Genomic DNA, 19,046 nt, shown 5'->3' with positions numbered 1-19,046 from the left:
GCTCTCCGCTTTTTTATTGTCTCAAGAAGATCTCATCCGAACTGACTAGAGCTGTTTTTGGCGGGCACCTTAGGGGAAGTATGTAAAAGAGAGTAAAAGTGACAGTTTGTTCTATACAAATATGGGGTCGATCTGTCATATTGGTAGTCTAGAAAATAATTGCAGTCAGGGCGTGGGAAGATGATTGAATTTAGGAAGGTATCGATGCAATTTTCAGATGAGCGTTATGCCGTTGAATCCGTTGATTTAGAGATTCAAAAGGGTGAGTTTTTTGTATTCATTGGACCTAGTGGAAGCGGAAAAACGACGACATTGAAAATGATCAATCGTCTCATTTCTTCTACAGAAGGTGAGATTTACATAAAGGGTCAAAAAATAAATGATTATGACCTGTATGAGCTGCGCTGGGATATTGGGTATGTTCTGCAGCAAATTGCTCTTTTTCCTCATATGACCATTGAAGAGAATATCGCTGTAGTACCAGAGCTCAAACAATGGAGCCGGTATGAGATCAATAAGCGAGTGGATGAATTGATGCAGATGGTTGGGCTTGACCCTGCTATGTATCGACATCGAAAGCCGTCAGAGCTATCTGGTGGACAGCAGCAGCGTGTCGGTGTGGCACGTGCACTTGCAGCTGATCCTGAGATTGTCCTGATGGATGAACCCTTTAGTGCGTTAGATCCATTAACAAGGGAGAAATTGCAGGATGATCTGCTTGATTTGCAGCGCCGTATTCAAAAGACCATTGTCTTCGTGACACATGATATGCAGGAGGCGATGAGGCTTGGTGATCGAATTTGTATCATGAAGGAAGGGAAAGTGGTGCAGATTGGTCGTCCAGAGGAATTGGTTCAACACCCAGTCAATGCTTTTGTTCGGGAGTTTGTCTCCGGGGCTGCTCGCCATGCGGGGCATCATGCGTTTGAGCTAGAAGTCTTGGCTAGACCAATGGCTCACGAGGCTCTTTTAGGCTATGAAGTGATCACAGCACATGCCACGCTGGATGAGGTCTTATCCCAATTGGCAAAGCATGAGGAATTGGCTGTGGAAAAGGATGGGGAGCGAATTGGACTAGTGAATCGTCAAGCTGTGATTCAGTTTTTAGCTGATTCACCTAGTGAGAGGGGCGAGTCACATGAATGATTGGATCAATGTGTTATTGGACCGAAAAGAACAATTGGGTCACGCCTTACTTGAGCATATTCAAATTTCGTTTATTGCTTTATTTTTAGCCATTTTGATTGCCATTCCCTTAGGTATCTATTTAACGAGGGTGCCAAAGCTTGCAGAGTGGGTGATTGGGGTGACAGCGGTCTTGCAAACAATCCCGTCACTTGCGCTGCTTGGCCTGCTGATTCCTCTCGTTGGGATTGGGCAAGTGCCTGCGATTATTGCGCTTGTCGTTTATGCCCTACTCCCTATTTTAAGAAATACATATACAGGTATTCAGGAGGTCGATCCTTCCCTGAGAGAAGCGGCGCTTGCCATGGGAATGAATCATCGTAAACGGTTATTAAAGGTGGAACTGCCTCTGGCCATGCCAGTTATCATGGCAGGTATCCGAACCGGGATGGTTCTCATTGTGGGAACTGCCACTCTTGCCGCACTGATCGGAGCTGGGGGATTAGGAAGTCTGATTTTGCTGGGAATTGACCGAAATGATATGTCACTCATTGTCATTGGCGCTATACCAGCAGCCTTACTCGCACTCTTATTTGATGTGGTGCTGCGTACGTTTGAGAAAATTTCTTTTAAAAAGACTGTGATTTCTGTGACGGTTTTTGCTGTGATTGCAGGAGCTATTGTCGCGGGCCCAGCACTGTTTCAACAAGAAAAAAAAGAAATCACCATCGGTGGAAAGCTAGGATCAGAGCCTGAAATTCTGATCTCGATGTATAAGCTTTTGATTGAACAGGATACGGATATTCAAGTCAATCTTAAGCCTGGTCTTGGCAAGACATCTTTTGTTTTTCAAGCTTTACGTTCTGGTGATATTGACATTTATCCTGAGTTTACGGGTACTGCAATTTCTGAGTTCCTCAAACAAACAGCGAAAAGCACAGATAAAGAAAAAGTATATGAGCAAGCGCAGCGCGGTTTGGAATCATCCTTTCAGCTCCGCCTTCTTGAGCCGATGGCTTACAACAATACGTATGCTTTAGCCGTGCCTCAGTCGCTGGCTGATCAATATGATGTATCCAATATTTCTGATCTAGCTAAAATCAAGAATCGCATAAAGGCTGGATTCACCTTAGAATTTTCTGATCGACAGGACGGGTATCGAGGTATTCAAAAGACCTATCAATTTTCCTTTGATGATGTAGTGACGATGGAACCGAAGCTTCGGTATCGAGCGATTCAAAAAGGAGATATCAATTTAGTCGATGCGTATTCGACAGACAGTGAATTGAGGCAATACAAATTAAAGGTGCTTGATGATGATCAGCATGTTTTCCCGCCATATCAAGGAGCACCGCTGTTAAGGCAGGAGACATTAACGGAGTACCCTGAGATTGAGGCTTCTCTCAATAAGCTTGGTGGTCAAATCACAGACGATGAGATGAGAGAAATGAATTATGAAGTGAATGTGAAAGGTAAGGATGCATTTCAGGTAGCGAAAGCCTATTTAAAAAAGAAAAAATTACTGCGATAATCATGGAAGAGCAGGTCTGTTATGTAAAAGCAGAGCTGCTTTTTTAAAAGGAAAAACAAAAATCGTTGACTTTTATTTAAAAACAGCATATCCTTAATTCGAGATAAATATATTTTTTTGGTTTAATATCTCGAATTCGAGATAATATAAAGACGTCAGTAAAGACATAATGAATAGAGGCTTGTTACTTCATGATTAGGAGGTCATTAGAAGTGAAGAAAACAGAAGGAATTCACCATATCACAGCAATTGTAGGGCATCCTCAAGAGAACGTTGATTTTTATGCAGGTGTTTTAGGACTTCGTCTCGTGAAGAAGACCGTGAATTTTGATGATCCAGGCACTTACCATTTATATTTTGGAAATGAAGGAGGATCTCCGGGAACGATTATCACGTTTTTCCCTTGGCCAGGTGCTCAAAAGGGACAAATTGGCGCAGGCCAAGTGGGCGTGACGACATATGTTGTACCACCAGGCGCTTTCTCTTTCTGGAAGGAACGTCTTGAGCAGTTTGATGTTTCTTATGAAATGGTCGAACGCTTTGATGAAGCCTTTCTCTCATTTGAAGATCCACACGGCTTGTTGATTGAGCTAGTAGAACGCGCGGAGGGAAAACAAAATGATTGGACATTTAACGGCGTTACGCCAGATGTTGCGATAAAAGGGTTTGGGGGAGCTGTTTTATTAACATCACAGCCAGAGCAAACGATGCAGCTGCTAGAACAAACAATGGGTTTTGAACGCGTTGGAGAAGAAGAGGACTATGTGAGATTCCGTTCGTTTGGTGAGATCGGCAATGTCATTGATGTGAACAAGACACCAGTTGCACGCGGACGTATGGGTGTTGGGGTGGTGCATCATATTGCATGGAGAGCGACAGATGATCAGGACCAGTTAGATTGGCAAAGACATATTGCACAAAGCGGGTATCAAGTGACACCTGTGCAAGATCGAAATTACTTCAATGCCATTTATTTTAGAGAGCTTGGCGGCATATTATTTGAAATTGCAACTGATCCTCCAGGGTTTGCACACGATGAATCAGTGGAAACTATGGGGGAAGCATTGAAACTGCCACCGCAATATGAAGCGCAGCGCAGTCAGATTGAACAAATTGTGCTTCCAATAGAAGTGAGAGAGTTGAAAGGGAAAGGAGATGCATGATGAAACATCTTTTTCGAAAAGGAAAGAATGAACAAAGACCTGTTTTGTTATTACTGCATGGTACTGGCGGAACGGAAGAAGATTTATTGCCGCTTGCCGATTTAGTTGATGCTGACGCTTCTGTTCTTAGTGTGAGAGGAAATGTGTTGGAAAACGGTATGCCGCGTTTTTTCAGACGTTTAGCAGAAGGTATATTCGATGAGCAGGATTTAATTGAGCGGACAGAGGAACTGTATACATTTATCGGAGAAGCAGCAGATGAATATGGGTTCGATCGTCACAATGTCGTCGCTCTCGGATATTCCAATGGGGCAAACATTGCAGGAAGTCTTTTATTCCATTACGAGGATGCGTTAAAAGGAGCGATCCTGCATCATCCAATGGTTCCAAGACGCGGAGTTTCATTGCCTTCATTGGCGGGGAAACAAGTCTTTATCGCAGCTGGTGAAAATGATCCAATGTGCCGCCCGGAGGAATCACAAGAGCTCGAGCAATTGCTTAAAGGCGCAGGCGCTTCAGTCACACTACATTGGGAAAATCGCGGACATCAGCTAACGAGAGAAGAAGTCGATGCTGCGGCATTATGGTATCGTCGTCAATTTTAATGAAGGTAGGGAATATAGATGGGTTTTTTACAGAAGCTTTTTGGGCAAACCAAACAAAAGGAGATGGAACAAATGGAAAACGTAAAATTAGCAGTTATTTATTATAGTTCAACAGGTACAAACTATCAGATGGCAAAATGGGCAGAGGCTGGAGCGAAAGAAGCAGGCGCCGAAGTTAAAGTATTAAAGGTTGCTGAATTGGCACCAGAATCAGTTGTAGCATCAAATCCAGCATGGAAAGCGCACTTAGACGAAACAAAGGATGTTCCTGAGGTTCAATTAAGTGATTTAGAGTGGGCAGATGCCATCATCTTTAGCATGCCAACACGTTTTGGTAACTTACCGGCTCAAATGAAGCAATTCTTAGACACTACTGGCGGCCTATGGTTCCAAGGGAAATTGGCAAACAAAGCAGTAAGTGCGATGACCTCTGCACAAAACCCAAATGGCGGGCAGGAACAGACCATTCTTAGCCTTTACACAACGATGTTCCACTGGGGAGCGATTATTGCTGCTCCTGGATACACAGATGACTCATTGTACGGTGCAGGGGGCAACCCTTACGGCGTGAGTGTCACTGTTGACCAAAACGGAAAGATCCAAGAGGATGCAGAAGCTGCTGCAAAACATCAAGCAAAACGTACAGTCAATGTAGCAGAATGGATCAAAAAGGGTCAAAACGCTTAATCGATGGATACAAAAAGAATGCAGCCTAGGCGCTGCATTCTTTTTTATTTAATAAGGATCTGATGGTGTGCTGTTGTTAATTGCTTCGTCCACGGCTTCGGCAGCGCCTGTAGAGCCTATAGGTCCGCTCGGCTGTTCTTGTTTGAAGGCTTTTAAGCCGTCAGCAACACGCTTTCCGTAATCAGGGTCTGCCTTTGTAAAGTTTTCGATCATTTGCTCTTGTATGTCCTTTTGACAGGTCGCAAGGGTGTTGACTAAGTTCTTAATCAATTCCTCACGTTCCCAATCATTGAAGCGGCGATACGTTTCTCCAGCTTGTCCGAAGTCGTTCGGGCGGTCAATGGCTTCCCGTTTGACGTCACCCTCTACAAAAGGCGTATGATCCTTTCCATCCTGTTTGGCTTCTTTTAATCCGCCGAGGATCGATGGTTCATAATTCACATGAGGATTTTGCCCTTTGCCTTGATCGACATGGTATTCCATTTGCCCATCTCTTTGATTCGTGGCGACATGCCTTTTCGGTGCATTGATTGGTAGTTGTAAATAGTTCGGTCCCACACGATATCGCTGCGTGTCAGAGTAAGAGAAGGTGCGCCCTTGAAGCAATTTATCATCTGAGAAATCCAAACCGTCTACGAGAACGCCAGTCCCAAAGGCGACCTGCTCAACTTCAGCGAAATAATTTTCTGGATTTTTGTTTAACACCATTCGTCCGATCGGTTTCCATGGATAGTCATCCTTGTACCATAGCTTTGTCGGATCAAGCGGGTCAAAATCAAGGTGAGGGTGGGCATCATCTTCCATGATCTGTGCATAGACCTCCCATTCAGGATGGTCTCCTTGCTCAATGGCCTCATATAAATCCTGTGTGGCATGATTAAAGTTTTCACCTTGTATCGCTTGAGCCTGTTCTTGTGTCAGATTGCGAATACCTTGCTTCGGTTCAAAGTGATATTTGACCAGCACCGCTTTTCCTTCATGGTTCACCCATTTGTAGGCATGGACACCTGAGCCTTGCATGTGCCGATAGGTTGCTGGGATGCCCCATGGTGAAAAGAGAAATGTCACCATATGTGTCGCTTCAGGAGATTGCGAGACGAAGTCAAAAATACGCTCGCCGTCCTGCCGATTCGTAACAGGGTCTGGCTTGAAAGCATGAACCAAATCTGGAAACTTCAAAGCATCTCGGATAAAGAAAATTTTCAGGTTGTTTCCAACGAGGTCCCAATTGCCTTCTTCTGTATAAAATTTAATCGCAAACCCTCTCGGATCGCGCAATGTTTCTGGCGAATGACCGCCGTGAATGACAGAAGAAAAACGGACGAAAACAGGTGTCTTTTTCCCTTTTTCCTGAAATAATTTTGCTCTTGTATAAGTAGAAATAGGTTCATCACCGAATGTGCCATAGGCTTCAAAGTAACCGTGAGCTCCCGCCCCGCGCGCATGGACGACACGTTCGGGAATACGTTCGCGATCAAAATGACTGATTTTTTCTAGGAAATCATAGTTTTCAAGCGTAGTTGGTCCTCTATTTCCAACGGTTCTCATATTTTGATTGTCTGTTACGGGGTGACCTTGCCGATTTGTTAAAGTGTCTTCTGACTCTGAGGATGGCTTAGGGTGTTGATCTTCTTTCATTTCGAATCCCTCCTTCAATATCTCCCTAACAATATGGTCATCTTTCTCCCTATTTCATACAAGGATTGATATAATGATTGAAAACTTTCACGAGGAGCGAACCTGATGATTCGATTACACTGCCTTCATGCCCATCCGTCTAATCAGTCCTATATAGAAGACGTGTTTCGTGATACTGAAATTGAGCTGCATCACACGGTTGATTCATCATTTATAGAACGTGCCACACAAGATCCAGATTTTAACCCTCACAAGCAGCAAACCTATGCCATCAACAAATTGATGAAAGAAGATGAAGCCGACATCATTTTGCTCACGTGTACACAATATATTGCCGCTTTGGGCGATCAGCAGCACCTCATTAAACAACCGATTGTTCCGATCGATGAGCCGTTATTTGAGCTGATTTGTCAGAGAAAAGGGCCTCTTCAACTTGTGTTTTCAAACCCGGATACAGTGGATGGGACTATGGAGCGGCTAAAGTCATATGCAAAAGAGCACGGCAAACAAATTGATGCAGAGGTTATGGTAATGGAGGATGTCTTTCACCTTTGCCTAAACGGTGATATGTCCGCTTATGAGGAGCAAATTAAAAAGCAGCTCAGAAGATGTATGAAAAAAAGTGGAGACATTTGCGTGATGCAGCTATCAATGGTTCATGCGGCACAGCAGATGGAAAAGGAGACAGGCATTCCGATCGTTCATCCGCTTTCCCCACTTAAACAATTTGTCCATCAAACAATATCCGCTTTGAAGGAGTGAACCTGTCTGGTTCGCTCTTTTTGTATAGAAACGGAAATGGAATGACATGTTAAAAAAATAATCGAGCGCAAACTATTTTCAAAAGGTGCGCGTCTATCCATTGTAAGAAATAACCGATGCGCATTTAAGATAAAGGAGCTCTTTGTAAAATGAAGAAACGAAAAATTGAGGATCAATTTGCTGATTACGTAATGGAGCATAAACACAGTTTTTATCGATTGTCCTATAGTTATGTCAAAAACCCGGAAGATGCGATGGATGTCGTTCAAGAGGCGATTCATAAAGCACTCAAATCTGTTCACCGATTAGAGGATGCGGCCAAAATGCATAGCTGGTTTTATAAAATCGTGGTGAACGCTGCCCTAGATTTTTTACGAAAGAAGAAGCGGGTGCAGGTGACAGACGATGATACACTTGAGTTCTTATCACAGGGTGAATCAGATGTCTATGAAGATCAAGATGTCAGAAGAGCCATAGAGGATTTGCCCGACATGTACCGGGTCATCATTATTTTGAGATTCTTTGAAGATTTAAAACTAGAGGACATCGCCCACATTCTCGAAGAAAACGAAAACACCATCAAAACAAGATTATATAAAGCGTTGCGGCTTTTAAAAGTAGAATTATCGCAGGAGGAAATATAAATGGATAAGCATTTGAAACAGTTAAAAGAGGAATATTTAGAAATCCCTATTCCGCCGGAATTTGATGCTATGGTTGAACGAACATTAAAACGAAAAAATAAAAAACCTCATTTTCAGCAATGGACGATCGGACTTGTTGCTGCGGCTGCTTTATTTGTCACGACTGTGAATGTCAGCCCGCAGGCGGCAAGAGCGATTTCGGAGATTCCTGTCATTGGCGAGCTAGTGAAAGTCGTGACATTCACAGAATTTAAAAAGAGCGATCAAGGAACGAATATTGACCTCAAAACACCACATGTTTCAGGGCTTGGGGACGGAAAATTACAAGACAGCCTGAATCAAAAATATTTAGCTGAAAACAAAAAGCTGTATCAAGATTTTGAAAAGGAAACAAAGGGTTATAAAAATGGTCATTTGAGTGTAGAGAGCGGATATGAAGTGAAAACAAACAATGATCAAATTCTTTCACTAGGTCGATACAAGGTGACGACTCAGGCTTCTGCGGCAGAGGAAATGACGTATGATACGGTGGATAAGAAAAACCATGTACTCATTACATTACCAAGCTTGTTTAAAGATGATCGGTATATTGATGTGATTAGTGAAAATATTAAAGAACAAATGAAGAAACAGATGAAAGAGGATTCAAATAAGATTTACTGGATTACCAAGCAAGATACGGTTGATCCGTTTAAGAAGATTCAGCCAGATCAAAGCTTCTATATCAACTCAAAAGGCAAACTGGTGATTTCCTTTAATGAATATGATGTGGCGCCTGGTTACATGGGTGTAGTTGAATTCACGATTCCAACAAGTGTGTTAAAGGATATTCTTGTCAGCGATATGTACATTCATTAAAAGAAGAAAAAAGACTGCTGAACAGGTCAGCAGTCTTTTTGTGTTTATGAAGAAAGTGCGTCTGTCAGTGCAGGTACGACTTGTTTCTTTCTTGAGACAACACCTTTTAGTAAAGCGGTGTTGTTCTCAAGTGTGACGTTAAATGCTTTTTCTACTTTTGCCGCTTCGGTACCGAGTGCAAGTGCAAGAGAGTCATTTTCTAGAATGTCTGTGATCACTAGAACGAATAGATCAAGACCTTTCGCTGCGATGACTTCATTGATTTTCGCTTCAATGTCAGCCTGTCTTGCTGTAACTTCTGCAATATCTACTGTATTGACTTGCGCAATTTCCACTTTGCTATTGCCTAGTGCGAATTCTTTTGCATCAATTGTAATTAATTCTTGAACCGTTTTTTGGCTTAGGTCAGCGCCAGCTTTTAGCATGTCTAGACCGTAAACTTCTGGATCTACCCCTGCAATTTTAGCTAGCTCATGCGCAGCATCAATGTCTTGTTGTGTGCATGTTGGGGATTTGAATAACAAGGAATCAGAAATGATTGCAGATAAAAGCAAACCAGCGATTTCTTTTTCAATCTTCACTTGGTTCTCTTTGTACATTTTGTTTAAGATTGTTGCTGTACAGCCAACAGGTTCAGCGCGATAGTATAGAGGTTCACTTGTTTCAAAGTTGGCAATACGGTGATGGTCAATGACCTCAGTCACTTGTACTTGATCAATATCACTTACACTTTGTTGGAATTCGTTATGATCGACAAGAATGACTTGCTTTGTTTCGTTTGCAGCCGTTTCAATGAAACGAGGTGCATCTTGTTGAAAGAAATCTAATGCGTATTGTGTTTCTCCATTGATTTCTCCAAGTCTGACCGCTTCTGCTTCGACGCCGATTTTGTTTTTTAGATCAGCGTAAGCGATAGCAGAGCAAATCGTGTCTGTGTCAGGGTTTTTGTGTCCGAATACGAGTGTTTTTCCCATGTGAATTCTCCTTCTTACATTTATTGATGATGTTTCTATTCTAACAGCTTTTGTCCTTGAATTCAGGGTTTATAGCTAAGAATAATCTAAAAAATTGTAACATGCTGTTTGAAAAGTTGCATGTACGAATTGGTATCAGTGTTCCACGTGAAACGCTCCTAAGATAGACTGCATTTTACTTGCGATTTACCGCTATGGTAAAATAAAGGTTGGGGTAAGACATGGTGTAGCTTACATCGTACGTATACATAGAAGGACACATTGAGCAAGATATAGTAAAAGGATTGGATAGAGGTGAAGGTGTGAAACAAACAAAAGCGTTAGTAGAGGGCGCTATCATGATCAGTATTTTCTCTGTCATGACGCTGTTTTATTTGTATGTGCCGCTATTATCCATTATTTTCTTTCTGGCTGCTCCGATTCCGATCATCCTCTATACAATCAGGCACGGTTTGAAAAAAGGAATTGCTGCTGGCGCTATTGGGATAGTGATCAGCTTTTTAATTGGGTCTATTAATGGACTCATGACTGCACCAATTCTGATTGCTGTCGGATTAGGCATGGGTGTTTTCTACAGCAGACGGCAGCCTGGGAATGCGATCATTGCAGGTGCGCTGATCTATTTATTCAGTTTCCTTATCTCCTTTGTTGTCAGTGTTCAGCTTTTTCAAGTCGATATTATGAGTGTTGCGAAAGAGTCGATTGAGCAATTGATTCCAATGTTAGAGAGTGCCTTAAAGCAATCCGGTGCTTCTGAGCAGGACATTGCGAAGCAGCTGAAGCAGTTCAGAGAGATACAGGATTCCGTATTGAGTGCTTTACCTGTCGCTCTGTTGATGTTAGTTACGCTGACGGCGTTCGTGAATCACTGGTTCGTGCAGCCTCTGATCAAACGGTTTGTCAAAGACATGCCAGCCTTGAAGAAATTTAAGGATATGCGGCTGCCAAAAAGCATGGTATGGTATTATTTACTCACACTGCTTTTGATGCTGATTCAGACGGAAAAAGGCAGCTTTTTATGGCTCGTTCAAACGAGTGCTTTTCAAATTTTATTTATACTGGTGCTTATTCAGGGATTTTCTTTTATCTTCTATTATTGCCATGAAAAAAGCATCTCAAAAGCGGTGCCCATTTTCGCTATCGTGTTAGGGGTTCTCTATCCGCCAGTCGGTGTGATTGTGCGTATTATAGGGATTGCTGACATAGGCTTTGATTTAAGAGAAAAAGTAAAAAACAAATAATTCACTCTGAATGTTGAGGAGTTGATATCAGTGCCAAGCTTCTATAGAAAACCTGTCATCAAGTATCCGATCATCGCTTTGATTGTCCTAGCGGTGGTCACAGTCCTCCTCAACCTTTATTATAATTGGATCATAGGAGCGGTTGGTCTTTTAGTCCTTGCAGGTGTGCTCTACTTCTTAAAGTGGGCAGATACGCAAGTGCAAAAAGAGATTGATTCATATATTTCAACATTATCCTATCGAGTCAAAAAGGTTGGAGAAGAAGCATTAATGGAAATGCCAATTGGTATTATGCTGTTTAATGACCAGTATTATATCGAATGGACAAATCCATTTCTCGCCTCGTGTTTTCATGAAAGCACGCTTGTCGGCAGATCCTTGTATGATACATTCGAGTCCATTGTGCCTCTGATTAAACAAGAGGTCGAGACAGAAAATGTGACACTGAATGACCGGAAATTCAAAGTTATTATTAAACGGTCAGAGCGCCTTTTATATTTCTTTGATGTCACAGAACAGGTACAGATTGAAAGACAGTACGAAAATGAACGAACGGTGTTATCTTATATCTTTTTAGACAATTACGATGATGTCACGCAGGGTCTTGACGATCAGGTACGCAGCACCATTAATAGTGAAGTGACGTCTCTGTTAAACAATTGGGCACAGGAATATGGCATTTTCCTGAAGCGAATTTCGTCCGAACGATTTATGGCGGTTCTAAATGAGAGCATTTTAGCAGAGCTGGAAGCGTCGAAATTCTCTATTTTAGACGAGGTCCGTGAGAAAACAGGAGCGCATAGTGCGACGCTTACCCTGAGTATCGGGATCGGTGCGTCCGTGCCTTCTTTAAAAGAGCTTGGGGCACTTGCGCAGTCGAGTCTTGATCTTGCCCTCGGACGAGGCGGGGATCAGGTAGCCATTAAGCAGCCGAATGGAAAAGTGAAATTCTACGGCGGGAAAACGAATCCAATGGAGAAACGGACACGTGTACGCGCACGAGTCATTTCTCATGCTTTAAAAGAAATTGTATCTGAAAGTAGCAATGTCATGATCATGGGGCATAAGTTCCCAGACATGGACTCGATTGGTGCATCCATTGGGATTTTAAAGGTCGCCCAGGCCAATGGGAAAGAAGGCTATATTGTCATTGATGCCAACCAGATTGGGGACAGTGTTCAACGTTTGATTAGTGAAATTAAGAATTATGAAGATCTTTGGTCACGTTTTATCACCCCAGAGGAAGCCATGGAGCTTGCAAAGGATGACACGCTGCTGGTGGTCGTGGATACACATAAACCGTCTCTCGTTATGGAAGAACGACTGCTCAATAAAATTGAAAATGTCGTGGTCATTGACCATCATAGACGCGGCGAGGAGTTTATCCGTGATCCATTACTTGTCTATATGGAGCCGTATGCTTCATCCACAGCAGAGCTTGTGACAGAGCTTTTAGAGTATCAGCCGAAGAAATTGCGCATTAACATGATTGAAGCGACTGCGCTTCTCGCAGGGATCATCGTTGATACGAAGAGTTTCTCGCTGAGAACGGGATCAAGAACGTTTGATGCAGCCTCCTATCTTCGTGCGAAGGGGGCAGATCCTGTCCTTGTGCAAAAATTCCTAAAAGAGACCGTCGATCATTACATCAAACGGGCAAAACTCATTCAGCATACAGATCTGTATCAAAATCAGGTGGCGATTGCTTCATTACCGTCAGACAGCTCGGAGTATTATGATCAAATTACGATTGCCCAGACGGCTGATTCCCTGTTGTCAATGAGTGAGGTAGAAGCGTCATTTGCTGTCGCAAGACGAGATGACAACACGGTGTGCATTAGTGCAAGATCATTAGGAGACATTAACGTCCAAATTATCATGGAAGCGTTAGATGGCGGCGGTCATTTAACTAACGCTGCAACCCAAATGTATGGTATAACCATTGAAGAAGCGGTAGAGCAGTTAAAAGCTGCCATTGATGAATATTTTGAAGGAGGGGTTCAAAGATGAAAGTCATCTTTCTAAAAGACGTAAAAGGCAAAGGGAAAAAAGGCGAAGTCAAGAATGTCGCTGACGGATACGCTCACAACTTTCTCATCAAACAAGGGTTAGCAGTTGAAGCAAACCCAACGAACCTAAGCGCATTGGAAGGGCAGAAGAACAAAGAGAAAAAGAATGCCATCCAAGAGCTTGAACAAGCGAAACAACTAAAAGAAACACTTGAGGCGCTAACAGTGGAACTAACAGCAAAATCAGGTGAAGGCGGCCGTCTGTTTGGATCAATTACAAGCAAGCAAATCGCTGATAAATTGCAAAAAGATCATCAAATCAAAGTCGATAAGCGCAAAATCGAGCTTAATGACGCCATCCGTGCATTAGGTTACACAAATGTACCGGTGAAGCTTCATCCTGAGGTACAAGCAACATTAAAGGTACACGTGACAGAACAAGCATAAACAGTAAAGAACCCGTCTCATGAGGAGGCGGGTTCTTTTTTATGATGGATCTGATATATAGACGTTTCGTCCAGCACGCATACCGGATAAAAGCATGAAAAATAAGATGATGATAAAGATGATAATGGATGGCGTCCATGTATGTGTGAGATCAAAAAGGATACCGATCATGAAAGGACCAACGGCGGCTAATAAATAACCGAGAGACTGCGCCATTCCGGAGAGGGCAGCGGCTTGCTCCAGATTGGTCGTCCGTAAACCGATAAAAGTGAGCGCCAGACTGATGCTGGCACCTTGTCCAATGCCGATCAATAAAACAGAGATCACAAGAATAGGCGTCGATCCTCCGAGGAGAAGTCCGATCATACCAAGTAAATACACAAGGACAAGACCGAAGACAAGCGGTCTTTGTGTTTTTAACTTTTCTGCAAAAACAGGCGCTAAAAAGGTTGATGGCAGCCCAGCAAACTGCATAATGGACAGCATCCAGCCGGCTGTCGACAGGTTCATTCCATGTGATGTTAAGATATCAGGAAACCAGGCGATACTGCTATAGAAAAGGAATGACTGCAAGCCCATAAAAAAGGTCACCTGCCATGCGACACGCGAACGCCATATCGGCTGCTCTTTGAGCGAAATGCTTTTGACGGCCGCTGTGTTCTGATGAAGAAGCTGCGGCGCCCAGACCATCATCGCGAGAAGTGCAAGGCCAGCCCATACGAGGAATGAAGTATTCCAGCCGCCAGGCATCGTATGGCTGAGCGGAACACTGACACCTGATGCAAGTGCCGCAAAGACGGACATCGAAGTCGTATACACGCTCGTCATCAAACCAGCATGTGCAGGAAATTTATGCTTCACGAGCCCCGGTAAAAGCACATTACATATAGCAATCCCGACACCGACAAGCGCGGTTCCCACCATTAAGAAGGTGATCGAGCCAAACGAGCGAATCACAATTCCAAATAGAAGGACAGCAAGCCCCAGCCAAAGGGTTCGTTCATTGCCAAGACGCTTTCCGATTTTAGGTGCAATTGGAGAAAGTAATGCGAATGAGAGCAGTGGTAAAGTGGTGAGAAAACCCGCAAGTCCATTTGAAAGCTGCAAATCGGAACGAATGGCTCCGATGAGAGGTCCCACGGACGTAATGGCAGGCCGCAGGTTAAATGCAATGAGTAAAATCCCAGCAATTAGCAGGATGGTTTGTCCCTTGCTGCGGGGATGTAATGTTGATTGTTCTAGTTGTTGTTCCATGAATGTAAACTCCTTTATTTCTTTAAGAAGAACGATCTTTCTTCTGTTCAAGTTCTGCTAGTTTAGCGATTAAGATATGTTGCGGCATATGCATGATTTGTTCAATGGGTACATTAAGTGATGCCGCAAGTTTTTGTGCTGTATCGGCTGAGATTTGTAAAGGTCTCATACGCAAATCCCTCCTCTTTTAATCTATAAGTTCCAATATATCATATCGGCTTTGTGCCATGCAGATAAAAAATTAGCGTTCTCTTTGATAAAACCACTTTAGGGCGGATAAGAAATTTTTTTGAAATTGTTTCAGATGATGGCCCTCTCCTTGTTCGATGTGATAGTGCAGCTGCCATGCCTGCATCCCTTTCTGTAATAAAAGGTCATGTAGTTGTTTATTGAATAAAGGCATGTGCTGTTGAGCAGATGTTTTGCCTTTACCTTCTTCACTGCCCACAGACAAATAAATAAGGTGATCCACATACTGAATGCTTTGTTGTTTAGCAAACGGAAGAAAATCTTGATACCAAAATGACCCAGAGATAGATGCGATGTTTTTAAAAAGAGCAGGGTACATCAATAAAGTATAAATTGCAAATAGCCCACCTAATGAAGCACCAATGTGACTATGTTCATGACAGGTCTGTTTGACTGGATATTTTCTTTTGATATATGGGAGCAAGTCATTCGCTAAAAATGACACATACGTCTGTGCCTCGCCTTTAAAGTCAGGAAACCCAGAGTGCAGTGATGACGCCTTCCATGGTGTATACTCGTCAAGTCGATTGAAGGGGTGTATGCCGACAATGATGATTGGAGAGATGGTTTTGGCTTCGATCAGTCTTTCGATCTCTAGCAGGTGTGTTCTAAACAAAGAAGAGCCATCTTGTACAAAGACAGCTGGAACATTAATAGAGGTGTCCTTTGGAACGTAAATATCAAGCTGACGCCCGTTAAACTCGTCATATAGAAACGTTCCGTTCATATGTATTCACTCCTCAAGATTCTCAAATAAGCTGAAAAGAAGACAAAGGGCTAAACATTAACCCTTTGTCTTCTTTTTTTAGTTGTTTTTCTCTAACCATTTGACGGCCTTATCAAGGAAGGTTGTTTTGCTTAGTGCAGTTCCTCCTTGAAGCATAGGATCAACGACATTTTCATTGATGTGCCCATTTTTCACAGCTTTTAGGCTTGTCCAAATTTTATTTTTCTCTAAGTCTTTTAATGCGTTAGGTTTCGATGAGTTTTCCTCTTTAGAGAACTGAACGAAAATATAGTCAGGATTGAGTTCGCCCAGGCGCTCCAATGAAATCAATGCTTGTGCTTTGGCTTTTTTGATATCACTTGGTGCTGTAAATCCTAAGTCCCCATATAAGGTAGAGTTGAAGTATACGTCTTCAGGGTACACGTACAGGTCGCCTTGTCTAATGCGTAAAATGACAGCTGTTTTGTTGCTGCTTTTGTCTTTCAGGGTTTCTTTCGCTTGTTTGAGGTCTTTCTGATAATCAGAAATGATGTTTTTCGCTTCTTCACTTTTTCCAGTAAGTGTACCGAGCAATAAAAGATTGCTTTCCCAGTCAGAAGAGACATGGGATACTGGGATTGTTGTTTGGATTTTGTCCAATTTTTTAATTGTTGCAGGTGGAAACTTTGTTGATCCGAGTATCACATCTGGTTTTAATTTTAAGATTTTTTCTAGGTTCGGTTCTGTTTTTTCACCGATGCCTTCTGTTTTCGCTGTGATGTCTTTAAATAATTCAGGGAATGCGCCGCCTACTGTAGAAGCACCAATAGGCTCGATATCAAGTAATTTGGCATCTTCCATTGATTCTAGGCTTCCAGCAATGACAATTCGTTTCACTGGCGTTTTGAGTTTGTACGTTTGATCTAAGTAATTGATGCTTGTTTCTGCTATTTCAGCTGACTTGCTTTTGGTTGTGTTTGAAGCAGGTTTATTTTCTGCAGCACCACAGGCAGCTGTGGTGATCGTCATGATACAAAGGATAAGCAATGCTAACCATTTTTTCATTTGTTTTCTCCTTTAACTGATAATTGTTCTCAATTAAAGATTGTATTAGGCTTTTGTCCTTTTATCCATAGACAATTCTCTGCCAAATGATGGACTTTTTACGGAAAAAAAGATAAAAGGTCCTGAATGACTCGTTGATGACTGGCTGCTGTGTATTCACGCCAAGGGTCAGATGCTAGTGGATAGACTGCTTGCTGCGTCACAGCTTTGAGATTTTGCCAATCTTCCTGTTGCTTTAACTTTTGATAAAAAGCAAGGGTTTTTGGCTCCTTATGCAAGTAGAGGAAGATGGCGTCTGGATCTAGCTGTTGTATGGAGCGAATGGTGATTTTCTTTTCTATTAGCTGTCCATCATTCTGAAAAGCTGGCAGAAGACCAATATCATGAAAAATCACTTCTGACATGGTGCGATTTACAGACAAGTAGAGTTGATCTTGAAAGATGCGAAGAGGCAGGACGGTTTTTGGTGGATGATCAAAAAGGCATGTCTTTTTCGCCTGAATGACGAGCTCCTCATAATGAATCAACCATTCTTCTGCTTCCTTCGCTTCGTTTAGGAACATAGCTGTTTGTCTGAATTGAGTGCGCCAATCCAATTGGGTGAATGGAACAAAGTGAACAGGACAGATGGTTTTCAACACTTGTTTTTCTTCTTCTGTCACATGATCATTGGCAATGATCAGCTCAGGTGTTGTTTCCTTTAATTGCTGTAAATTGGATTCAGCGTGCTCGTTGATCCGATGTGCACTCAGGTGAATCGGGATTTCTTCTGCATGATGCTCAAAATCATGTGCTGTCCATTTAGGATGAAGAGGGGCAGCATACGGGATGATATGAATGGGTGTGAGCTGACCGAGTATGGAATGGCCATAGGCTGCAATTTTCCGCTGACGGCTTTTCATATAAGTAGAAGGGGTCATGCCCGTTTTTTTCTTAAAGATGCGGCTAAAGTAATAGGGATCTTGATAGCCGATTTCCAGTGCAATGTCTTTGAGCTTTGCGTTGCCTTTTGCCATTAACTGTTTGGCTCTAGCCATCCTTTTCTTGGTGATATAATCAGTGACACTCACATTAAAATGCTTTTTAAATAGCTCACTGTAATGATTGGCGCTGATGCCAGCCATTTGAGATAGACTTGTAAGGCTGAGGGGTTCTTCGGAATGTTGATCAATATATTGTTTTGTTTTGAAAAGGGCATGTGTCGTGTCACAAGTATCTTCATTATGCAGTGTGAAAAGCTGCAGGATGAGCTGTTGAAAAAGGGTTTGGCTTCTAAAAAAGCTAACGGATTCATGTCTTTTCCATTCCTCTGTCATTTCGGACAGTAAAGAATGAATTTGTTCAATTGAGCTAATATCGATAAATTGCCATACATTCAGTAAAGACCGGGCATGTTCAGTTGATACTTCTTCTAGGTGTTGACCTTGCGGCGTGAACATTTGAAAGCGAAGCAGATAGAGCTCGTGTTTTTGATAAGGCTTTGTTTTTAACATAAATGTCTCATCAGACAGAATTGTATAGAGTGTTAGATTTTTCAATCGCCATTTTTGATCGTTCAGCGTGAGTAAGCCGCTGCTGCTTATGCTAACGAGGAGGCAATATGTATCTGATAACTGCTGCTCCTTATGCGGAAGCTCTGCATTCTTTATTTTTTCAGCAAATGTCAATCGATAGATGAATTGTTCGGCATTTGCCATTGAACGTAATTGATTGTTTCCCATAAAACCACCTGATCTCTTATTTGTTGATAAACATTCTCAATTAAATTGTAGCAGAAAGAGCTGGAAAGATGGTGATGTTTATTCTGTCAAAAAAGCACCCTGAGTCAGATCAGGGTGCGATGATTTAGTCTGTTTTTCCATGTGCTAGCACAGGTTCTTTTGTTAAGCTTAATGGCCGTAAGTCCTGCCAGTGTGTCTGGATATAATCGATGCAGGCATTTCTAGTGTCTTCACCAAAGACCTTTTCCCACCCATCTGGCACTGGTGCAAATGATGGCCAAAGTGAATGCTGTCCTTGTTCATTGACAAGCACAAGAAATACACCGTCTTCACGATCAAAGGGATTTGTCATTTGTCATCTCTCCTT

19 protein-coding genes are annotated in these 19,046 nt (G+C 42.4%); 11 read left to right on the top strand and 8 right to left on the bottom strand.

The window, feature by feature from the left end; translation table 11 throughout:
* Window positions 1-180: 180 nt before the first annotated feature.
* The 5 genes from MHH68_RS18650 to wrbA all read left to right on the top strand — a co-directional run bounded on the left by MHH68_RS18650 (window position 181) and on the right by wrbA (window position 5,111).
* Window positions 181-1,146, top strand: a complete 966-nt coding sequence (locus MHH68_RS18650) for an ABC transporter ATP-binding protein (protein ID WP_144461406.1) — start codon at window positions 181-183, stop codon at window positions 1,144-1,146.
* A complete protein-coding gene (locus MHH68_RS18645; RefSeq protein ID WP_061410193.1) occupies window positions 1,139-2,656 on the top strand; it encodes an ABC transporter permease/substrate-binding protein in 1,518 nt (505 codons plus the stop codon). The genes MHH68_RS18650 and MHH68_RS18645 overlap by 8 nt, the downstream gene beginning before the upstream one ends.
* Before the next feature lie 191 nt (window positions 2,657-2,847).
* Complete coding sequence (locus MHH68_RS18640; RefSeq protein WP_339164654.1) at window positions 2,848-3,819, top strand: ring-cleaving dioxygenase; 972 nt, start codon at window positions 2,848-2,850, stop codon at window positions 3,817-3,819.
* Window positions 3,816-4,424, top strand: a complete 609-nt coding sequence (locus MHH68_RS18635; protein WP_180309748.1) for an alpha/beta hydrolase — start codon at window positions 3,816-3,818, stop codon at window positions 4,422-4,424. Before MHH68_RS18640 ends, MHH68_RS18635 begins: the two co-directional genes overlap by 4 nt.
* Before the next feature lie 18 nt (window positions 4,425-4,442).
* Window positions 4,443-5,111: an NAD(P)H:quinone oxidoreductase gene (gene wrbA / locus MHH68_RS18630; protein ID WP_058013194.1), complete on the top strand. Its 669-nt coding sequence runs from the start codon at window positions 4,443-4,445 to the stop codon at window positions 5,109-5,111.
* Window positions 5,112-5,159: 48 nt separating this feature from the next.
* Here the strand turns inward: wrbA and katX are convergent, their stop codons facing one another.
* The gene (gene katX / locus MHH68_RS18625) at window positions 5,160-6,749 is read right to left on the bottom strand and encodes a catalase KatX (protein ID WP_339164650.1); all 1,590 of its coding nucleotides are present in this window, start codon (window positions 6,747-6,749) and stop codon (window positions 5,160-5,162) included.
* A 105-nt stretch (window positions 6,750-6,854) separates the two neighbouring features.
* On the opposite strand from katX, the gene MHH68_RS18620 reads away from it, so the two are divergent.
* The 3 genes from MHH68_RS18620 to MHH68_RS18610 all read left to right on the top strand — a co-directional run bounded on the left by MHH68_RS18620 (window position 6,855) and on the right by MHH68_RS18610 (window position 9,013).
* The gene (locus MHH68_RS18620) at window positions 6,855-7,511 is read left to right on the top strand and encodes a hypothetical protein (protein ID WP_339164648.1); all 657 of its coding nucleotides are present in this window, start codon (window positions 6,855-6,857) and stop codon (window positions 7,509-7,511) included.
* A 149-nt stretch (window positions 7,512-7,660) separates the two neighbouring features.
* The gene (locus tag MHH68_RS18615; protein ID WP_058013197.1) at window positions 7,661-8,155 is read left to right on the top strand and encodes an RNA polymerase sigma factor; all 495 of its coding nucleotides are present in this window, start codon (window positions 7,661-7,663) and stop codon (window positions 8,153-8,155) included.
* Complete coding sequence (locus MHH68_RS18610; protein ID WP_169056112.1) at window positions 8,156-9,013, top strand: DUF3298 and DUF4163 domain-containing protein; 858 nt, start codon at window positions 8,156-8,158, stop codon at window positions 9,011-9,013.
* A 44-nt stretch (window positions 9,014-9,057) separates the two neighbouring features.
* Here MHH68_RS18610 and MHH68_RS18605 read toward each other — a convergent pair whose 3' ends face one another.
* The gene (locus MHH68_RS18605; protein WP_339164645.1) at window positions 9,058-9,987 is read right to left on the bottom strand and encodes a manganese-dependent inorganic pyrophosphatase; all 930 of its coding nucleotides are present in this window, start codon (window positions 9,985-9,987) and stop codon (window positions 9,058-9,060) included.
* A 302-nt stretch (window positions 9,988-10,289) separates the two neighbouring features.
* Here MHH68_RS18605 and MHH68_RS18600 point away from each other — a divergent pair, with 302 nt between their 5' ends.
* Genes MHH68_RS18600 through rplI form a run of 3 tightly spaced genes read left to right on the top strand, consistent with a single transcriptional unit; the run spans window position 10,290 to window position 13,684 of the window.
* The gene (locus MHH68_RS18600) at window positions 10,290-11,228 is read left to right on the top strand and encodes a YybS family protein (protein WP_339164643.1); all 939 of its coding nucleotides are present in this window, start codon (window positions 10,290-10,292) and stop codon (window positions 11,226-11,228) included.
* Window positions 11,229-11,258: 30 nt separating this feature from the next.
* Window positions 11,259-13,238, top strand: coding sequence for a DHH family phosphoesterase (locus tag MHH68_RS18595; RefSeq protein WP_058013200.1), 1,980 nt, complete (start codon window positions 11,259-11,261; stop codon window positions 13,236-13,238).
* Window positions 13,235-13,684: a 50S ribosomal protein L9 gene (gene rplI, locus MHH68_RS18590; RefSeq protein ID WP_044139055.1), complete on the top strand. Its 450-nt coding sequence runs from the start codon at window positions 13,235-13,237 to the stop codon at window positions 13,682-13,684. The genes MHH68_RS18595 and rplI overlap by 4 nt, the downstream gene beginning before the upstream one ends.
* A gap of 39 nt (window positions 13,685-13,723) precedes the next feature.
* Here the strand turns inward: rplI and MHH68_RS18585 are convergent, their stop codons facing one another.
* From MHH68_RS18585 to MHH68_RS18560, 6 genes are all read right to left on the bottom strand, one after another.
* Entirely contained in the window at window positions 13,724-14,938 is a 1,215-nt protein-coding gene (locus MHH68_RS18585; RefSeq protein ID WP_058013201.1) for an MFS transporter, read from the bottom strand.
* A 22-nt stretch (window positions 14,939-14,960) separates the two neighbouring features.
* Complete coding sequence (locus MHH68_RS18580) at window positions 14,961-15,107, bottom strand: YycC family protein (RefSeq protein ID WP_003214589.1); 147 nt, start codon at window positions 15,105-15,107, stop codon at window positions 14,961-14,963.
* A 72-nt stretch (window positions 15,108-15,179) separates the two neighbouring features.
* Window positions 15,180-15,914 (bottom strand): alpha/beta hydrolase-fold protein, encoded by a 735-nt coding sequence (locus tag MHH68_RS18575; protein ID WP_268497260.1) that lies wholly within the window; start codon window positions 15,912-15,914, stop codon window positions 15,180-15,182.
* Between the two features lie 78 nt (window positions 15,915-15,992).
* The gene (locus MHH68_RS18570) at window positions 15,993-16,958 is read right to left on the bottom strand and encodes an ABC transporter substrate-binding protein (protein WP_061410174.1); all 966 of its coding nucleotides are present in this window, start codon (window positions 16,956-16,958) and stop codon (window positions 15,993-15,995) included.
* Window positions 16,959-17,056: 98 nt separating this feature from the next.
* Window positions 17,057-18,679, bottom strand: coding sequence for a helix-turn-helix domain-containing protein (locus tag MHH68_RS18565; RefSeq protein ID WP_339164640.1), 1,623 nt, complete (start codon window positions 18,677-18,679; stop codon window positions 17,057-17,059).
* Window positions 18,680-18,803: 124 nt separating this feature from the next.
* Window positions 18,804-19,031, bottom strand: coding sequence for an MbtH family protein (locus MHH68_RS18560; RefSeq protein WP_061410170.1), 228 nt, complete (start codon window positions 19,029-19,031; stop codon window positions 18,804-18,806).
* Window positions 19,032-19,046 lie beyond the last annotated feature (15 nt).

This window comes from Bacillus sp. FSL K6-2841, assembly GCF_037976435.1.
Taxonomy (GTDB): domain Bacteria; phylum Bacillota; class Bacilli; order Bacillales; family Bacillaceae; genus Bacillus; species Bacillus pumilus.
This window is presented reverse-complemented; position numbering and strand designations above follow the sequence as displayed.